This window comes from Acidovorax sp. SUPP2539 (assembly GCF_030158975.1).
Lineage (GTDB): Bacteria > Pseudomonadota > Gammaproteobacteria > Burkholderiales > Burkholderiaceae_C > Paracidovorax.
Genome location: NZ_BQXJ01000001.1, coordinates 710,732 through 726,686 on the forward strand (window position 1 = coordinate 710,732; position 15,955 = coordinate 726,686).

Annotated in this window: 10 protein-coding genes; 1 reads left to right on the forward strand and 9 read right to left on the reverse strand. The window is 60.7% G+C overall.

Annotated features, from left to right (window positions below):
* Positions 1 to 395 precede the first annotated feature (395 nt).
* Complete coding sequence (locus AVTE2539_RS03205) at positions 396 to 3,986, forward strand: hypothetical protein (protein ID WP_284408331.1); 3,591 nt, start codon at positions 396 to 398, stop codon at positions 3,984 to 3,986.
* Positions 3,987 to 4,237: 251 nt separating this feature from the next.
* On the opposite strand, the gene AVTE2539_RS03210 is transcribed toward AVTE2539_RS03205, so the two are convergent.
* The 9 genes from AVTE2539_RS03210 to AVTE2539_RS03250 all read right to left on the reverse strand — a co-directional run bounded on the left by AVTE2539_RS03210 (position 4,238) and on the right by AVTE2539_RS03250 (position 15,954).
* Entirely contained in the window at positions 4,238 to 4,630 is a 393-nt protein-coding gene (locus AVTE2539_RS03210) for a CARDB domain-containing protein (RefSeq protein ID WP_284408332.1), read from the reverse strand.
* 707 nt (positions 4,631 to 5,337) lie between these two features.
* Positions 5,338 to 5,625, reverse strand: a complete 288-nt coding sequence (locus tag AVTE2539_RS03215) for an Imm53 family immunity protein (protein WP_284408333.1) — start codon at positions 5,623 to 5,625, stop codon at positions 5,338 to 5,340.
* Positions 5,626 to 6,002: 377 nt separating this feature from the next.
* Complete coding sequence (locus AVTE2539_RS03220) at positions 6,003 to 6,458, reverse strand: hypothetical protein (RefSeq protein ID WP_284408334.1); 456 nt, start codon at positions 6,456 to 6,458, stop codon at positions 6,003 to 6,005.
* A gap of 9 nt (positions 6,459 to 6,467) precedes the next feature.
* A complete protein-coding gene (locus AVTE2539_RS03225) occupies positions 6,468 to 7,928 on the reverse strand; it encodes an RHS repeat-associated core domain-containing protein (RefSeq protein ID WP_284408335.1) in 1,461 nt (486 codons plus the stop codon).
* Positions 7,909 to 8,208, reverse strand: a complete 300-nt coding sequence (locus AVTE2539_RS03230) for a hypothetical protein (RefSeq protein ID WP_284408336.1) — start codon at positions 8,206 to 8,208, stop codon at positions 7,909 to 7,911. Before AVTE2539_RS03230 ends, AVTE2539_RS03225 begins: the two co-directional genes overlap by 20 nt.
* Positions 8,209 to 8,524: 316 nt before the next feature.
* Positions 8,525 to 9,121 carry a hypothetical protein gene (locus tag AVTE2539_RS03235; protein ID WP_284408337.1) on the reverse strand — a complete coding sequence of 199 codons (597 nt, stop codon included), beginning with the start codon at positions 9,119 to 9,121 and terminating at the stop codon, positions 8,525 to 8,527.
* Between the two features lie 397 nt (positions 9,122 to 9,518).
* Entirely contained in the window at positions 9,519 to 10,001 is a 483-nt protein-coding gene (locus tag AVTE2539_RS03240; RefSeq protein ID WP_284408338.1) for a DUF4265 domain-containing protein, read from the reverse strand.
* On the reverse strand, positions 9,991 to 14,721 hold the full coding sequence (locus tag AVTE2539_RS03245) for a DUF6531 domain-containing protein (protein ID WP_284408339.1): 4,731 nt from the start codon (positions 14,719 to 14,721) through the stop codon (positions 9,991 to 9,993). The genes AVTE2539_RS03240 and AVTE2539_RS03245 overlap by 11 nt, the downstream gene beginning before the upstream one ends.
* 6 nt (positions 14,722 to 14,727) lie before the next feature.
* Complete coding sequence (locus AVTE2539_RS03250; RefSeq protein ID WP_284408340.1) at positions 14,728 to 15,954, reverse strand: hypothetical protein; 1,227 nt, start codon at positions 15,952 to 15,954, stop codon at positions 14,728 to 14,730.
* Position 15,955: the final 1 nt, after the last annotated feature.

Below are 15,955 nucleotides of genomic sequence, written 5' to 3' on the forward strand. Positions count from 1 at the left end.
AGCGGCTCGATGCAGGCGACATGCCTTCATCGCGGCGCGCTGCGCAGGAGCGGCAAAGCGCATCGTCCGACGGAGCCGGATCAGTGCCCACCAGCAAACCCCACAAGTCGTTCAAGGCCAAGGTGGCCAGCAACTTCAAGAAGGCGGTGGGCATCAAGTCCTCGAAACCGGCGGCGCCGCAAACGGCCAAGCCTTCCGGTTCGTCAGAGGCACCCAAAACGCCCCAGACTCCCGGCAACGCAGGCGGCAAGAATTCCGGGGTGGATGCACCTGGTACAGGCTGGCCACTGCGCAAGCCTTCCATTCAGGCGGCGGCTTATGCATCGACCTCCGGTGTCATACCCAACCCCTCAGAGGGTGTTTCGAGTTCTCCGGAAGAGCCGGAGGCCTTTGAAATGGCCGAGCGCGATGAGATCGTCGAGATCGGCGCCAAGCAGTCGGTACCGACACATGCGCGAGTGCAGAGCGAAGGTGCTCATTCCGGCAGTGCGGATGCCGACATCGACTTCGATGTGGTCGATCTCGGCGTCGTGATCGAGCCGCAACATGCGCGCAACGACAGCGCGGACTCGGACATCGTCTTCGACGGGGGCAACTCCGAGATCGAGATCGAGTCGCAGCACGTGCAAAGCGAGGACGACGGGGGCGGTGACGGTGACGACAGCATCAGCGTCAACAGCCGACGCAGTTCGGCCCCGTCGGCTGCCGATGGGGCTGCCGCAAGCGAGATCCCAGCCCAGGACCTGCGGCGCCAGGACGGCCTGTCCAAGCTCAAGAAGGTCACCGAGGGCATCAAGGAAGGTGCGTTCAAGCACGGCTTCGGTATCTCGAGCACCACCACGTCGCCTCCCTGGAACCCGTTCCGGAGCAATGTCTCGTCCGCCGCGCCGAAGTTCGGCAGCTTCGTCGGCCAGGAAGGCGCTTCGGCCGTCAAGGTGCCCAAAACGCTGCAGCAGGCCGCGCCCCGTGTCGGCCGCACCTTGCCCAAGGAGGGCAGGCGTGCCGAAGATCTCCGGAAGGAGCCCACCATCTTCGGAACCATCGTGAATTACTTCGATGGTCCAGCCAACCGGAAGAAAGCCTTGGAAGCCAGCGTGCTGCAACTGAAGGCCGCCACGGGCATCTCGGTTGGCGAGTCCGTCGTCCTGGTCAAGGCGCTTGCCGCCCACAGCAAGGACACGGCGCAAGCCGAGCGCCTCCTGCAGGCCCTGCCGCAAGTGCGCCTGGTGGCCGACCTGCTGGCTCCGCCCGCAGACGGCGTCAGCGCCGAGGTGCAGCTGGCCTGGAAATTCGCGGCCGAGATCGAAAGCACTCCAGGGGCCAAGGGACTGGACCTGCTGAGCAAGATCACCGCGAAGCCCGAGGGCGCGGCGGATGGCGCGCCGGCCCTGGCCGCGGCGCAACGCGGCCCGATGCGCGCGTATCTGCGTGCCGCCGCCGAAGTGGCGCGCATGGCGCGCGCCGCAGCCAACCCCGTCCCTGGACTCGATCCGGCCAGCATGTTCGACCATGGCCGGCTGGGCAGGACCATACAGGCCACGCCCAATGGCTGGCCCGGCCGCGCGGGGGCGCCCATTGCCAACGGATCCTCGCTCTCGCTGGCCGAGAAAGCGCTGCTGGCCGTGCGCGATGAGCTCGACCCCGCCATCCAGGAGGTCCATGGCTGCCGTTTCGCCGTGCAGATGCTCCGTGGTGGCATGGCCACCGACAAGCCCCGCAACCCGGACGGCAGCAAGAGCGAGTTCCACAAGACCGAGTCGCGTGCGGCCAAGGGCGTGGGCATGCACCTGAACCGCGCCATCGCATCGCCCACGGGCTTTCAGCGCATCGCGGACACGTTGCGCTACGGCTCGCTGCACCACGGCAAGAGCCCCTTCTACGGCTACGACGCCATCGTGTCCTCGCGCGGCAAGAACATGGGTTTCGAGCTGTCGCACATCGGCGGCATCCACGAAGGCCGGGCCATGAAGGACATGGTCGATGTGCTGGAGTCCACCATTAAGGCGCGTGGAGGCCTGGAGAACGGCGCGCTGCCCAGTGCACAGGACACCGTGGACGCGCAGGCGCTGCTGGATGACAGCGGCGCGGGCGGTTCTCTGCTGCGCAACATGGTGCGCTCCGAGATCCTTCTGCGCGCCAAGTCCGAGGCGCTGCTGCTGCCCCGCCTGGCGCGCGGCGACAACCTGTCGGAACCTGCCATCGCCCAGGTGCGCCAGGCGGTGATGGCGGCCATCCAGTTGCCGGAGGCGGCACCCGACGACGCCGGCCTGGCCGACCCGATCGGCGCACTGGTGGATGCTGCGCTCGCTGAACAGAACCTGCCCCTCACCCCCGCCCGGCTGCTGGCATGGTCCGGCGATGCGGGCGGGCCGTCCGACGCGCAGTCGGCCCTGGAGATGCAAACCTACCGGCACGAAGCCGGCCAACCCGACTGGAAGGCCTTCTCGACCGCATTCGCCCGCGTGTCGCAAGACCCTCAGGTGAGCGTGCCACCCAATACCGCGATGAAAGGCAAGACCCGCGTCGAAGCGGCGGAAATCCTCGCATCGATGATTCGCGGCGAAGAACTGGGATCGGGGTTCTCGCTGGCCAACGCGGGCAACACCCAGGGCACCACCCGGAACGTGACCGAGGTCATCTCGGGCCTCCTGTCCGCCGGCACCGTGTCCCTCCGTGCCGACCTGGGCGGCGGGCGCACCCGCATCGTTTCCTTCGAGTCCGGCGTCTCCACAGACCGCAGCTCGCTGCGCATGAGCGTCTCCACCGTCAAGCGGGTGCAGGAAGGAGCGGGCGCCTCGCTGGGTTTCAGCGTCGGCAAGACCGAGGCTGCATCGTTTTCCGCCTTTGTCGGTGGCGACGTGGGCCACAGCTATGAACTACTGGACCAGGAAGGCGCGGTGTTCGGATTTCCCCGCCACAAGTCCGGCGGCGTGGGCGGGGACCGGGACCTGGCGCAGCAGAAGGCCCGCCTGATCAAGCTGCTGATCGGCGTGCCCGATGAAGCCGGCCCCTACCAAGCCCCGGGCAACAAGGAAGACCAGTCTTCGCTCGTCAAGCGTGCCTACCAGGAGTTCGGCGACACGATCTCCATCGGCGCATTCGAAGTGCGGCAAAAGGACCACCGCCTCACCGGCAGCACGTCCGGAGGCGTTGGGATGACGGTGGGCGACTTGCGCGTGGGAATGCCCCAGGCAAGTGTCGGCGGGGAGATGCGGCTGGGCACCCTCGAGTATCGTGACACCTCGGGCACGCTCAAGGTCATTCGCGAGTCCGAGTCCAAGGCGTTCAAAGCCACCGTGACAGGCGCGCTGGCATCGCTGAGCGGGCTGATCGAAGGCGCCACCGCGCCGGCGGCCGTGCCGGGGCAGCCTCCCGTGGATGCCGTCACCAGCATGACATCGCTGGGGGCGGCCACCTTCGGCTCCGCTTCCGCCGATCTCTTCCGGGATGGCGAGACGCGCACCACCACCCGCATCCTGTACGACGACCAGGAGCTGCCCACCAGCTTTGCCACGCAGACCTTGGTCACCAGCAAGGACTTCGTGAACAACCTGGCGGCGGACGTGGAAAACTTCGCCGAAGACAAGGCCAAGAAGTTCTTCCCCGCCCGGCACGGGGCGGACCGCGACCACGCCGTGCAGACCGAAAAGAAGATCCTCGGCGAATTCGCGGGCCAGCTGCGCGAGCACCGCGACCTGACCGGCACGTCGCAGCTGTATTGGGAGTGGGGCCCCAACCATGTGGAGACCAGCAACCTGCTGGAGGCGGACCGCGCACTCTCGGAAAAGCTGGGCGACAAGGAAGCCGCCAAGCATGCCGAGCGCGAGATCGACACCATCCACAAGGACCCGGGCTACCGCGAGGCGCGCTTCTTGATCAATGCTAACGAACAGTCGGCCAGCGACATCCGGGGCGTGAACGGGATGATGGGCATCCGCCACGACGTGAGAACCAGCGCCAGCGTTCGATCGTTGAACTTCACCTGAGTCGGTGTGCGCGGGAGCGGTGGGGGACGAGGCATCGGCCATGCCACCCACCGCTCCGGGCTGAACCCCATCCATCGCCGGGCGGATGGATGGAGGCGCCGGCGCGGGCGCCTCTTTCCGAGGTACACACGCAGCGCGCGTGGCATCGGTGCCCCGGTCAAGTACGCGAGGCCACCTGTCGCGGCCAAGCCAAGCACGCTGTCGCCATGGCCTGATCAACAGGCTGCATGCACCCCTTTCGCGTCAGGGGGTCAGGGCTTGCCGCCGAACTGCCCTTTGTTGCGGTTGTTGGCCTCGTTGGTCTCCTGGACCGTGTTGGACCGGTCCGCAATCGCCTCGTATTCGGCTTGCGACAGCAGGAACCCGGTCTGAACCGACAGCGCCACCTGCTGACCGGGTTGAAGCGCCGGGATCTTGGGGCTGAACACCTTGAGGCTGCCGCCGGGCGGCACGACGCGCAGCGCCAAGTAGCAGGCAGCAGAGGGCCCTGCACCCTGGTTCTTGACCTGCACCGTGATGACACCGCCATCGAGGTTGGGCGAATCAACGCTGGGCACCACCAAATCAGGCAAGGCCTGTGCCGAGGCGGCGCAGGCCAGCGTGAGCGATGCGCAGAGAAATACGTACTTCGAAGAGGACTTCATGGTTCGGACTCCTGGTGTGTGTGCCGCACTGGGGAGTAGTACGCGGCTGGTGCGGCGGCAACTGCGCTATAGAAGCGGGGCGGTTTCCTTTCTTTATGCAACCGCCGGAAGTCATTGCTCAGGCGCGGCGCAGGTATGTACCGCTGACTACGATCTTTGCGCATTTTCCAACTCATGGGCGAATCTGTAATTAACTACTCGACGCCTTGTTTCTGACGCATCATACGCAAGCAATTGAAAAATATTCAGCGGGGGGTTTTGTTTGCCGCGATGCTGGTTTTATGCTTTCCTCTGGATTCCTTGCCATGACCAGAAAAAGTTCTTTCGGTAGCTTTATTTTTAGGTAATTTTATTTCTCACTCTCGACTGAGGAATTTTTGACATTGGATATATAGCGGCTTAGGGCGTATACGTGTAGCCCGCTATCCAGTCTTGGAGACTGTTGTTATCCTATCATTCATATATTCATTTGAAGGATGTACATCCAAGCTTTGATAGGCCAGTCTGGTGGGGAGGCATTGGAAAGGGTAGTGCAAACGCTATTTTCTTCGTCAATTAATATGCTAAGCCCGAATAGACTCCTTGCTGCAGCTGAGTGTTGTTTTGTTTGATCAGCGAATTGCGAATTTTCTTGCCTAGCGTTTATAATGATTAAAATAATGAATTGTAATTAATTTTTTGAATTCAGATGGTTTGAAAATTAATTATTACTCTTTGGTTAACCATGTGGCTGCCTGTCTTAATATTTCATTTAAATTAATGGGGCCGCCATAGGCGGAAAAACTGTATTCTGTAGCCTTGATATGTACCCAGTTCTGATCTGAAGATTCTGTCGCGTAGGTGAACGGTGTTCTTTTATCATCATCTTTTATTTGAATGCACCATCCTGGATTGTCGATGTTTTTGATTTCAATCCCAAATTCATGCTCCCATTGGCCGTTGCATTTGATTTGATACCATTTTGTAATGATTTCAATTGCATTTAACGAGCTCATCTGCAAAGTCCTTTCTCTTTGGCAAGACGCCTCGCTGTTTTGACGTCTTATTTGGTTTCGGCCGCGACGGGACTGCCGCCTTGAGATTGCCGTCAGCACAATTAGGCCATCCTTAAATTTTATGGATTTAGGAGTTATGGAAGGTTAATCGGTACATCAAGAAAAAAGAGGATGAAAAGTGATAGATGCCTTAGTCATAATTGGCATTGTTGCTATTAAATAAATAGCAAATGGCGAAAAAACAACACAGTGCAAAGCATTTGGCCAATGGCTGTGGCAGGTTTGTGTCGGCGAGGGTCGTTGCAACTGGTTTTTAGCAAACAGACTGTTGAGGTGATTAGTTGAAATCAAAATCTGCTGAATGACTGAATTTTCCTTTATTCTTCTAAGCTCAATAATTGATCTGATATTTTTTTCTTAACTTTTTCTAAATCTTCTATGTACCTGGTGAAATTTATTTTTTCCCCGATTATTTTTTTTGATTCATAATCTTTCCAAATAAAAAGGTAATTTCTTTGATTGGTTGTTGCAATAAATGCAAATTCACCATCAAAAATCTCGTTATTTATTGGTATGGCGCTAAATTTTTCGAGTGCTTCATAATTAATATTAATTTTATTGAAGCTTTCCTCTATATTTTCATTTAATACAACTACGCCGTTATTTTTGGTTAGCCTATCTATGGTGATTTGAATTTCTTGTTCCAAAAGTCCGCAGACTGACCACGCGTCTGGATTTCCTATAATGTGATCGTTGATTTTTATGAGAATATTGCAAAATATCTCCTGTGTTTGAAGAGAAATTTCTACCGGATATGTAATTTCGTTGTTCATTTTGGTTGTCTAGCAAGAAGGTACTGCTTTGCCCTCTTTATGCATTTTTCTCAGTCGCTTTTCAACATCAGAAGGAATTTCCAGTCCTCGACCTTGAGATTCATCACCATTCCAGTGCATTTTCCCGTCGTTACTATTTCCAAAGCGATGAATTACTCCTTTGTCATCAATTGCATACCAATGTTGTCCTTTTGCGTCGGGGACAGAACGTTTGGCCAGTGCTGCATGATTGCATGGAAGCGTCGATGTTTTTGAACCTCCTCCTCTGAATTTTCCTGACGAGGGATCATGATGTCCAGGGTTTTCGTATTGAGGTTTTGGGCCATGGTATCGACCTGCTTTGGGCAGTCGATTAAGTCCTAAAGGGTCAATCCATGTATTTGGATTTGAGGCATATTGAAAGAGGTTAATTCCCCCATTCAAACCAATTGGATCTTGATTAGCAAACCGCCCTATGATCGGATCATAATAACGAAACCGGTTGTAGTTCAGCCCAATTTCCTCATCGAACTGCTGCCCCTGAAATCGGAAGGGTTGCTCAATGGGTGGCGGAGCGGATGAACAACTGCTAGCGCTTTCGATGTGGTCAGTTCCCGGCCCATGTCCCATTCGACGCTGGATAAGGCCGCCATCTGTTCCTGTCCTCGCCACGGTCCGCAGCGTGGCCTCTCCCCACACCTTGTAATCCGCCGCCCAAGCGATGCGCCCTTGCGCATCCGTCAGCTCCAGCGGCGCCCCGATCTGGTCGCACTGGTACCAGTAGGTGTGCCGGTTTTCCTCTGTACCTTGGATGCTGGCCAGCGGCACAAAGCTGTCGGGCTCGTAGACAAACAGGCTTTCCCTGCCTCCCCGTTGGCTGTGCACCATCAGGTCGCCATCCCACGGGAAGAAGGTGGTGCCAAAGCTGTCGGATTTGGTTACCCGGCGCCCCAGCGCGTCATAGGCATACCGCGTGGTCTGCGTCACGCCATGGCGTTCGGTGATGGCTTCGACCAATTGATGGTTCGCGTTCCATCGCAGCGTCGTGATGCTGGCGTTGCCACCTTTCTGATTGCCCCGCGTGCGCTTCGTCACATTGCCGTGCACGTCGTACTCGAAGTGCATGTCCTGGTAGAAGCGCAGGCGGTTGTCACCCACCACGCCCAGGCCGGCCCTGGCTTCGCTGCTGTGTTGCCGCCCGACCTGCGCATCGTCGCCATCCAGCAGATTGTCCGCCGGATCGAACGCGAACAGTTCGCGCGGCTGGTGGCTGCCAGCCCCGGGCAGGGCGGCCAGGATGCGGCCCGTGGGGTCGTAGCGGAAGTCCTGGCGCCCGCGCAGGGTGTCGCCCCGGGCCACCAGTTGGCCCGAGAGATCGTAGGCATAGGCCCGCTCCAGCAACGGCTGCGATGCCGCCACATTGCCGCTGGCGCGATGACCGATTCGATGGTGGATCAATCGACCAGCCGCGTCATATTCGGCAGATGACATGCTGGTTCACATGGTCACGGACGTTGGTGAACCAGCCCACGATGGTGCTGGAAGGATCGTGCTTGCCGCGGTCCATCGCGCCGTAGCGGTTGGACATGTCGGTGCCGTGTTCCTTGATGGTGCCCAGCGGGATCAGGATGGCTTTGCTGTTGTTGCTGTGCCAGGCCGTGCCCTGCTTGCCGCTGGTCTTGAGCTTGACGGGCGTGGCCGGATCGAATGTCCAGCCGTTGGCCACCTGCGTGATCGCGCCCTCGCCGCCGCTGAAGATGTGCGTGCCCATCAGGAGAAGAGAGGGAGGAAAACCATTAAGACTGTTTTAGGCCGCCAGCGCAGGTGTCGCATGCTTCGTTAGCTATTGATTCAGGAGCAAAGTGGGCAGAAAGAGTCACGCGCACCAAAGATCTGAGTAAAAAGCGGCGGATGCCCTAGTGCTGATTGGCTTGGTTGCTATTGAATGCATAGCGAAGCATGGATGAACGCTGTAGCGCGAAGCGGTAGCTGCATTTACTTTGATGCTGGGGAAAGTATGCAAACCCCGTTTGAGAGGGTTTGCAAAACCCCTGTTTTCAGCCAAGCATCGCTCGTAGCTAGATCGCTCAAAGTGTTTGAGCGATGGCGTCCAATTCTTCAATCTTATCCTTGCTGGTTGTGATCAACGCTTTACTTATCGTGAACCCATCTCTGGGGGATGCAACAAAAGCTGGTGTTTCCTTTGGAGCCGGAAATCTATGCATGTCTTTGGCGACTTCAGAGCACCGAGCAACAAGTGTTCTGGCAGTGAGCACACAGTCCAAAAGTTTGGATTCCAAATATTCGAGATTGACCGTCTGACCAATGAGCTGAACCTCTTTGAGTTCTGCCAGAAATCTGCTTTTTTGAACATGCGCCTCTTCACTTGTGTGCTTACTTGCAACCCAGAGACCGCCAATAGCATCATTCGCCATGCGGACAAAGTGTTTTGCGGAGGCTCGTGAACTTTCTCGTGCATGTCTTTCCGTGCCGTTTGCTACCCAAATTGCAACCCCAATTGCTGCTACGGAGCCTATTGCCTGGATCCAAGCTGCGGCTGTCTGTCCGGACATAACATCAATTACCTTTGACAAGCCGAATGCGATATGGAGTATTCCCATAAGTGCCGCAGCAGAAATCAAAAAAAGCAGTGACCAGTCACTAAATTTGAATGCTTTTTGCATAAATTCTCGGTATCTCTGAGATCAAATTGTGTCAGTACTCGTAAACCTGTTGAGGACGCAAGCTCGGACTTGTATCTCTGTAACCTGTCGGTTTGCTCATGGCAAATGCTACTTGGACCTGTGCGCCATCTGGGAACCTAAAACCCGGATCCCAGCCACTCAGCGCCCTTATAAACCAACGCGTTGCAACGCTCAGACTTGCAACCTCAAAGGTTTTGAGAGGTTCCCATCTGCTAGGACTGACGGTTATGTAACAACTTCTCCCAAGGCGAAAAATGCCCGCTCCCTTAGTTTTGATTGGCTTAACTGCTATTGAATGCATAGCGAATAAAGGATAGTCCATCAAGACGAAGCCGCCCAACTTCTGATGTTGCGTAGCACTTTAATTTTCCTTGCTTTACGTCTCCAATTTATCTGCCCAGTCCGTCAATGTTTCATCATTTGGGTTTTCGGGATTTTTGTATATATTTGAATAAAAATACTCGGATTCCGCGATTGAGCGCACTTGATCAAAAATATCATTTGTTTTTTCGAAGCCATTGCTGATCGGTATGGAAAATGCGAGCGCTCCCCCGCCTGTTCCATCAATCGAACCGGCAAGTTTGCTATGAACTAACTCCGTTATTCTTGAAATTTTTGCTTCGTCCAGATTTTCTAGGTAAATCTGTATGCAAAAATTGCCACCATGCTTTAATAGTCGAGCTTTACCTTCTTCGTTTAATGATATGAGATCATTTTTTGCCAGTCCTAATGCCAATCCAGGCGACGCGAGCAATCGATATGATCCGTCGTCTAATGGCATTGCGGGTAGTTCCTCGTGAACGGGGCCATTTTTATTATGGCCGGCAAGAATTTTAATAATTGAAAAATTATCTTCCATATGGGGCTCCACAGCTGCCTCTTTCAACACATGACATGCCATCTTTTGCATAACCACTATTTCCAGCACTGAGATTGCAGGCAGCTCCTTCTAGTGCAATATTTTCATCGGCTAAATTTCCACCTTTTGATGTTGGGACATTTTTGTGTCCTAGATGCATATCTGCGGGATTTGTTGAGGTCTGGCCGCATCGCCAACATTTAAAGGTCCCGCCAGCTGCCGCTAAAAGTTTGTCCCGGCACTCCTGTTGTCCCGTTCGAGTTCCTCCTCCAACCTTGCTTTTTTGTATATCGCTCGGTGTTGCTCCCGCGCCATCTGGTAGTGCAACTTTAGAGGGGGCTTTCTTAGGCATTAATCCATAGGCGTCAATATCGCCAAATGGATTAACAACGTAAAAATAAAAGTTCGCGTCTCCTTTTAGGCCAATTGGGTCTTGACTGGCAAACCGCCCCACAGTCGGGTCGTAGTATCGGAACCGGTTGTAGTGCAGCCCGGTTTCTTCATCGAACTGCTGCCCCTGGAACCGGAAGGGTTGCTCAATGGGCGGGAGGATGGATGAACGGGCGCCGGCACCGTTGCTCTGGTCCGTTCCCGGTCCATGCCCCATGCGACGCTGGATAAGGCCGCCATCCGTTCCTGTCCTCGCCACGGTCCGCAGCGTGGCCTCTCCCCACACCTTGTAGTCCGCCGCCCAGGCGATGCGCCCTTGGGCATCCGTCAACTCCAGCGGCGCTCCGATCTGGTCGCACTGGTACCAGTAGGTGTGCCGTTTTTCTTCGGTGCCCTGGATGCTTGCCAACGGCACGAAGCTGTCGGGCTCGTACACGAACAGCGCCTCCTTGCCCCCACGCTGGCTGTGCACCATCAGATCGCCATCCCACAGGAAGTGCGTGGTGCCGAACGAGTCCGCCTTGGACACTCGCCGCCCCAGCGCGTCATAGGCATAGCGCGTCGTTTGAGTGACCCCATGGCGCGTGGTGCTGGCCTCCACCAGTTGGTGATCGGCATTCCAGCGCAGCTGGACCACCTCATGGTGCCCCGCTTTCTGATTGCCCCGCGTGCGCTTGGTCACATTGCCGTGCACGTCGTACTCGAAGTGCAGGTCCTGGTAGAAGCGCAGGCGGTTGTCACCGACCACGCCCAGACCGGTCCGACCGTTGGCCGCATTTTGTTGCCCGACCTGCGCCTCGTCGCCATCCAGCAGATTGCCTGCGGGGTCGAACGCGAACAACTCCCGCGGCTGGTGGCTGCCAGCCCCGGGCAGGGCGGCCAGGATGCGGCCCGTGGGGTCGTAGCGGAAGTCCTGGCGCCCGCGCAGGGTGTCACCCCGGGCCACCAGCTGGCCTGAGAGGTCGTAGGCATAGGCCCGCTCCAGTACGGGCTGCGTGGCGATGTTGCCGCTGGTGCGATATCCGGCGCGGTGGTGCACCAGCCGTCCCGCAGGGTCGTACTCGTAGCGGCTGGAGACAGCCCCCTGGCTGCGCTCGACCTCGCGGTGCAGGGAATCGCGTTCCATGTCGGCGATGACCTGATGCGGCAAAGGCGCATGGCCCGTAACCTCGGGCTGGGCGATGTTGATCTGGTGTAGGTGGCCGGAGCCGTAGAACAGCCAGTTCAGCGTGCGCCCATCGGGCAGCAGCGTCTGCGTGCGGTTGCCCAGCGGGTCGTACTGGTGGCGCAAGCTGCGCTGCATGTCCTGACGGCCGGCCATTGCTGCTCGGCCTATCCGTGGCGGCAGACCGGGGCCACCCTGGCCGATGAGCGTCTGCGTTTCGCTCAATAGCTGCCCCACCGGGTCGTAGGCGAAGGCCAGGTGCGCGGCGCCATTGTTCGCCTGGGTCAGCCGGCCCAGCGCGTCGTAGCGGTAGGTGGTCTCCTCGGGCGGGCCTTCGTCGCCATGGGCGCGCTTGGCCAGCAGCCGGCCCAGCGCGTCGCGCTCGAAGTGGGTGACCTTGCCCGGCCCGGCCTCGCTGCCGCCCGCCTCGATCAGGTGGGTCAATTCGCTGGCGGCGTTGTACACGTAGCGCTGCCAGCGGCCATCGAATCCGATCTCGTCGGTGAGCTGGTCGCGCAGGTTGTAGCGGAAGGTGGTCTGCGCACGGTTCTCGTTGTCCAGGGCGATCAGGCGGCCCGCGCGGTCGTAGTGGTAGGCCAGGGTGCGTCCGGCGGCATCTATGCGGGTCAGGGGCCGGCCCACGCCGTCGTAGGTGTAGCGCGTCGTGGCGCCCAGCGGATCGGTATAGGCGAGCAGGTGGCCTTCGCCGTTCCAGGTGTACTGGTGCAAGGCGGTGGCGCTGTCCGTGCCGGGCTCGGCCACATGGACGAGCCGGCCCGCGCTGTCGTAGGCGTAGCGCGTTGCCTGCCCCAGCGCATCGGTGCGCTGCACCAGCTGCCCCAACGCGTCGTAGGCAAAGCGCGTGGTGCGGCCCGAGCAGTCGGTGTAGGCAATCAGGTTGCCCGCCTCGTCCCAGCGCAGCACCTTCTTGCCGCCCTTGGCATCGATCACCTCCACCGGCCGGCCCAGGCCGTCGTACTGGTACGCCGTGGTCTGCCCGAGCGGATCGGTCATCTGCACCAGATTGCCATGGCGGTCGTAGGCACGCCGCCACTCGAAGCCCATCGCATCGCGCAGCGTCGTCACCAAGTCCATCGCGTTGTACTGCAGCGCAGTGGACTGCCCCAGGGCGTTGGTGATCTGCGTGAGGTTGCCACGCGCGTCGTGGCGCAGCGTGGTGCGCCGGCCCAGCGGATCGGTGCTCCCTTTGGCCGTGCCGGTGGCATCGAACGGCGTCTCTTCCCTCAATTCCTCGGGTGTGCCCTCGGCAGTGACGGTGGCCACGATGTTGAAGCGCGCGTCCCAGTGGTAGGCGGTCACGCGCCCCAGGCCATCGGTGTGGCGGGTGATGCGTTCGTGCGGCAGGTAGGCGAAGCGGTCATCGTCCTGGCCGGGGATGGGCGCATCGGCGCACCATGAGCGCAGCACGCGGCCCTGCGGGCCTTCCGCGTCGTACTGGGCGAAGTAGCGGTGGCCGCTGGCCTTGCGGTAGCCGACCAGCACGCCCGAGCGCCAGGCGTACTGGCGGTAGGGCAGGTCGCCGTGGTGCGTGGCGACGAGCTGGCCTTGCGCGTCGTAGGCATAACGGGCCAACACCTGGGGCGCGGATTGGCCGGGCGCCAGCAGCTCGACGGCGGCCAGGCGTGCGCCACCCAGCGGGTCGGTGGGCACAGCATCGGGGGTGTGCGGCGTCCAGGCCAGCCGCACTTGCCGCCCCGCCGAATCGGACAGGCCGACCAAGCGCGGCAGCGCGAAGGGAGACGCAAACGACCCTGCACTGGCCACACTGACGCCGCCATCGGCCATGGCCTGCTCGCGGGCCTGCCGCGCGCTCCAGGTCAGCACCTCGCCCGTGGCGGTATCGGTGTCGCCCGCCGCCCAATGCAGTGCCACGGCATTGCCGTTGGCATCCTGCAGCCGGGCCAGCGGCAGCCGCCATTGCTCAGGCGCATGCTGGCGGTAGTGGTGCTCCAGTCCGCCCTTGTGCGCGACGACCCACAGGCCGTCCTCTGGATGGCGCACGGTGAACTTCTCATACGGGTCGAACCACTCGCCGCCCAGAGCGACGTGCGGCAACGGCACATGGCGGCCCGCTTCGTCGAGCAGCACCATGCCGTCGGCGGACAGGCGCAGCTCCTGCGCCATCGGGTGGCTCCAGCCGCGGCCCCAGGGGCCGTCCTCGGCGAGACCCGAGCGGTAGCGGCGGCGCCAGACCAGGGGAATGGGGCCGGGCAGGGTGAAGTCGGTCTCGTCCATGAGCTTCTGGCCGCTGGACAGGATGACCGGCCCGCCGATGGCGCACGATTCGCACGGGCCCTTGCCATTGGGGTGCTGGCGGTCGCTGTGCTCATTGGTGGGGTGCGTGTCGTTCTTGCCCTCGGTCTGCGTCTTGCGCTTGAAGCGCTTGCCCGCGATCGCGGCCAGCAGGGCCGCACCGCTGCCCAGCAGCCACTTGGCCAGGCGCACGCGGGCGGCCTCCAGTTGCGCGGGGGTCATCTCCGAGCCCCAGGTCTCGGTGATGGAACGGATCTCCTCGGCCGCCTGCACGGCCGCCTGGCCCGTGCCGACCACGCGGTCGGCCATCACGGCGCCGCCGGCGATCTGGCCGACGATGGGGACGCCCTGCACGGCCGTGGCTGCGATCGACACGCCCAGGCCCACATAGGTGGACGGGTCCTTGAGCATCTCCATGATCGCATCTACCTCTTCCTGGGCTGCCTGGCCGAAGTGGCGGGCCTCCATGCCTTTCAACACCTTGCCGGCGTTGTCGATCATCTTCTGGGTCTCGGGCGAGAGCCGAACCAAGATGGCGTTGGTGAGGGTGGTCACGCCATTGACGACCATCTCGCCGGCCTCGTGCACGACGGATTTGACGTAGGTGACATGCTGGTTCACATGGTCACGGACGTTGGTGAACCAGCCCACGATGGTGCTGGAAGGATCGTGCTTGCCGCGGTCCATCGCGCCGTAGCGGTTGGACATGTCGGTGCCGTGTTCCTTGATGGTGCCCAACGGTATGAGGATGGCCTTGCTGTTGTTGCTGTGCCAGGCCGTGCCCTGCTTGCCGCTGGTCTTGAGCTTGACGGGCGTGGCCGGATCGAACGTCCAGCCGTTGGCCACCTGCGTGATCGCGCCCTCGCCGCCGCTGAAGATGTGCGTGCCCATGCGTTTTTACTTCCCTTGCAATTGTTGGTTCTTGTTCTGGAGAAAGCGGGCCGAGTAGGTCGGGGCCGCCGGGCCGGTGCCGGCCGCAGGGGCGCTGGGGCTGCGCTGCGCGGCCGCCTCGGTGGGAAGGGTGCGCTCCAGTGCCACGGCGGCAGCGGCGGTGCCTTCGTCCAGCGCCCACGACAGGATGGAGTTGGGCGCGCGCGCATCGTGGCGCACGCGCTGCGCGGCCAGGGCCCAGTGCACCGGGCCGGTGGCCGCACCGACCTGCCCGATCGCGGTCGCGGGCTCCCAGTCGATGGGGTCCCACGCTGGCGCCACCCGCGCCCGGGCGCTGATCTGTGCCATGGCGCGCCAGGTGGACCCGTCGAAGTCCGAGACGGTATAGCCCACGTTGTCCGCTTGCCAGCCCGCTTGGGCCAGTGCCGAGCGCAGCACCTCCTGCAGCGCGCCGGGTTCCGGGTCCTGCTGGGGGCGGCGATGCGCAGTAGCCTGGGCCGCCAGCGCAGGCGGGTGCAGCACCAGCCCGCGCCCGGTGGCATCCCGCGTGTCCGGGGCGGCTTGCAGCCAGAGCGCGGCGGCGGCTTCGCTGGCGATGCATCCATCGCCATGCCGGTCCGTGAGCAACGCACCACGGCCGTAGGCGTCCTGCAGTGTGGTGGCGTCGAGAAGGCTGTCCACGGCCATCAGCAAGGCGGCTGCGCCGGGTGCATGCTCGACTGGACGAGGGCATGTTCCGAGGGCCTGCAGTGCAGCAAAGCCCGCCGTGGAACCGCCGCGGGCGATGTGGCACGGCACGGCACCGAGCGCTGCGCTGGCCCCGGAGCCCGCCCAGCGCCCGAGTTCGGCCAGGGCCTGCAGCCAAAGCTCGGCGCCGTCGCGGTCGCTCAGCCGCTCGGGCAGGGCCAGCGCGATGCGGCTGGGCGCGGCCTCTGCGGGGTTGGTGTTCTGCGGTGTCATCGAAGACACCATGTCGGCCAGCGCCGCGCCGAGCAGCCGGGCCAGGCGGGGGAGATCCGTCTGGCCGGCCGTGATCTCCGGGCACGGTGCGGTGGTGATCGCCTGGGGCCCGATGTCGGGGTGGATCTTTTTCTGGAACCGCTTTTGCTGACCGACCCATGAGGCAGCGGATTGCCAGGCACTGGTGCCGGCCGAGGTGATGGCGCCGGCGTGCGCGATGTGCCAAAGGCCTGGCGCGGCGGAAGTGGCGGGGGCCGTGGAAGGGGTGGACATG